The 2,361-nt window shown below is 66.0% G+C and carries 3 protein-coding genes; all 3 read left to right on the top strand.

Features of this window, described 5'->3' with window-relative positions:
- A partial coding sequence (locus ENN83_RS03100) for a DUF1624 domain-containing protein (protein WP_287183982.1) occupies positions 1 to 515 on the top strand: 515 nt, incomplete at its 5' end.
- A gap of 353 nt (positions 516 to 868) precedes the next feature.
- Complete coding sequence (locus ENN83_RS03105; protein WP_287183985.1) at positions 869 to 1,447, top strand: hypothetical protein; 579 nt, start codon at positions 869 to 871, stop codon at positions 1,445 to 1,447.
- Positions 1,448 to 1,486: 39 nt separating this feature from the next.
- Positions 1,487 to 2,361 (top strand): HAMP domain-containing protein (locus tag ENN83_RS03110; RefSeq protein WP_287183988.1); only part of this gene is annotated, 875 nt, incomplete at its 3' end.

The raw sequence follows: 2,361 nt of genomic DNA on the forward strand, positions 1-2,361 counted from the left end.
GCTGGCGCGCCTACCTGCGCCGCCTCCTGACGATCACCGGGGCGGCGGGCCTGGTCAGCCTTGGCACCTGGGTCATGTTCCCGGCCAGCTTCGTCTATTTCGGCATCCTGCATTCCATCGCCGTGGCCAGCATACTGGGGCTGGCTTTCCTGCGCCTGCCCGCCGTGCTGACGCTGGCCGCGGCGGGCGGCCTGCTGCTGGTGGCACAAACCGGCCTCGGCCTTGCGCCCTCGCTCCGCGGGATCTGGCTCGACTGGACGGGCCTCACCGCCAGCCCGCGGCCCAGTGTCGACTATGTGCCCCTCGTCCCTTGGCTTGCCCCCTTCCTGGCCGGGCTCGGGCTGGCCGGGCTGATGGCGCGCGCCGGACTCTGGGCACAGCTCGAACGCCGCCGGGCCGCAGCGCCGCCAATACGCTGGCTTGCCTGGCCCGGACGCCATAGCCTGGCGATCTACCTACTGCACCAGCCGGTGCTGATCGGCCTGGTCTGGGCGGGGACTCACCTGGGCGGATAGACCGCGCCGCAGGGTGGAAATCCGTCTGCACGGTTAACAATCCCTGTGGCCGTCCGCCGGACGGAGGGATCGCGGGTCAAATCCGCCTTCCGGCCGGAAGGCGTGGACCAAGACCGCGCGTGAGCAGAAAAGCAACGTCTTCTCAAAATGTTGAACCTGTTTTCCGGACCCTTTCATCGGTCGGGGCCGAAGACGGCTGGGCCGCCGCCCGTCGCCATGGGGCACCCTCGACGCCCGATCACGCGCCGGCCGCGGCCGAGGGTGTTAAACCTTCTATAGGTAATTCGCCCTATCAGTGAATCCCGTCTGCATCCCCTGAAACGACGCGTCCACAGATCAAGGAAAGACCCCCCATGTTTCGCTCGATCACCAGACTTGCTCCCCTTCTTGCCGTCGTGACCGCCCCGGTTGCCCATGCCGGCGATTTCGACGCCCAGTTGACCGCCTGTCTCGAGGAGTCGGTGCGCCCCCGGGCGACGGCGCCGATCATCATCGACGCCATCAAGGCGCAGAATGCCCGTACCGAAGGCTACGATCAGGCCCGGATCGACGAGCTTGACCTTGTCTGGCGCGCGCAGGTGGGCGCGGCCGACAGCCCGATGATCTCGCCGATGCTGGCCAGCCCCGTGTCCGGGTACCTGCGCGAACAGTCCGCCGCGACCAACGGTCAGGTGACCGAGATCATCCTGATGGACGCCAAGGGGCTGAACGTCGCGGTCTCGGAAGTGACCTCTGACTACTGGCAGGGCGACGAGGAAAAGCACTTCCTCACCCATGCCATTGGTCCCGATGCAATCCATTTCGGCGAGGTCGAGTTCGACCAATCGAGCCAGCGCTACCAGGTCGAGGTCTCGTTCACCATCGCCGATCCCGAGACCGGCACCCCGATCGGCGCGATGACCGTCGGGGTCGATGGCGAAGCCTTCATGTAAGGCACCGAAACGCGAGCCGTCTGGAGAAGGAGACGAAAGATGCAAGGCATTTCTGGTACGACGGCTCGCAACGGAGCCGGAACCTCGGTGTTCGTCAAGGGCGCGGCACTCGTTGCGATCACGACCATTCTTGTCGCGGCGATGGTGCTGACCGCCTCGACGCGCAGCGCCTATGAAATCGTTCACCGGCATCTTGGCAACCTGATGGCCGAGATGACGGTCTCCGGCGCGGATGCCGTCTCGGGCCATCTGAGGTTCGGCAAGCTCGATGCAGTGCAGGCCCAACTGGGCCTCTACGCCGAGCGCGCGGGGGACAATTTCGTTCAGGTCGGGGTCTGGTCGGGCAACGGGGAACGCGTTGTCCAGTTGGGCACGGCGACACCGGCACAATCTGCCCGCATGGACGAACTTGCACGCCGCGCGCTCGAAATCGGCCAGATCGCGCTGGACAGCGGGGCGCTGATCGTTGGCGTGCCCGTGATTTACGGAGATGCGTCGGTTGGCGCTTTGGGCGCCGTCTGGACGGCCGACGGGCTGATGGGCGAAATGCTTCTTGACGCCCTGCCTGCGATGTCATTGGCGGGACTTCTGTTCCTCGTCCTGCTCGCCATATCGACACAGATGCTGCGCAAGACGATCGGCCAGCCACTTCGGCAGGTCAGCGGGGCCATGGCGCGGATCACATCAGGTGCCTATGACGACGAAATCCCGATGACCCATAAATCCGACGAAATCGGCATGATCGCGCGCAGTCTCGAGGCGCTTCGAGTCCGGCTGAAGGCGGCGTCGGAGGCCGATGCCGAGCGCGAGCGGTCGCGCGCGGAGCAGGCGGTTGCGGTGGAGCGGCTGGGGCGGGGTCTGACGGCTCTGTCCTCCGGCGATCTGACGCATCGTCTGGACGAGGCTTTCGCGCC

This window comes from Rhodovulum sp., assembly GCF_011048875.1.
GTDB lineage: Bacteria > Pseudomonadota > Alphaproteobacteria > Rhodobacterales > Rhodobacteraceae > Rhodovulum > Rhodovulum tesquicola.

Excerpts from the sequence above, each read along its gene's own strand:
- ENN83_RS03105 (WP_287183985.1), top strand. The coding sequence starts at position 869 with ATGTTTCGCTCGATCACCAGACTTGCTCCCCTTCTTGCCGTCGTGACC.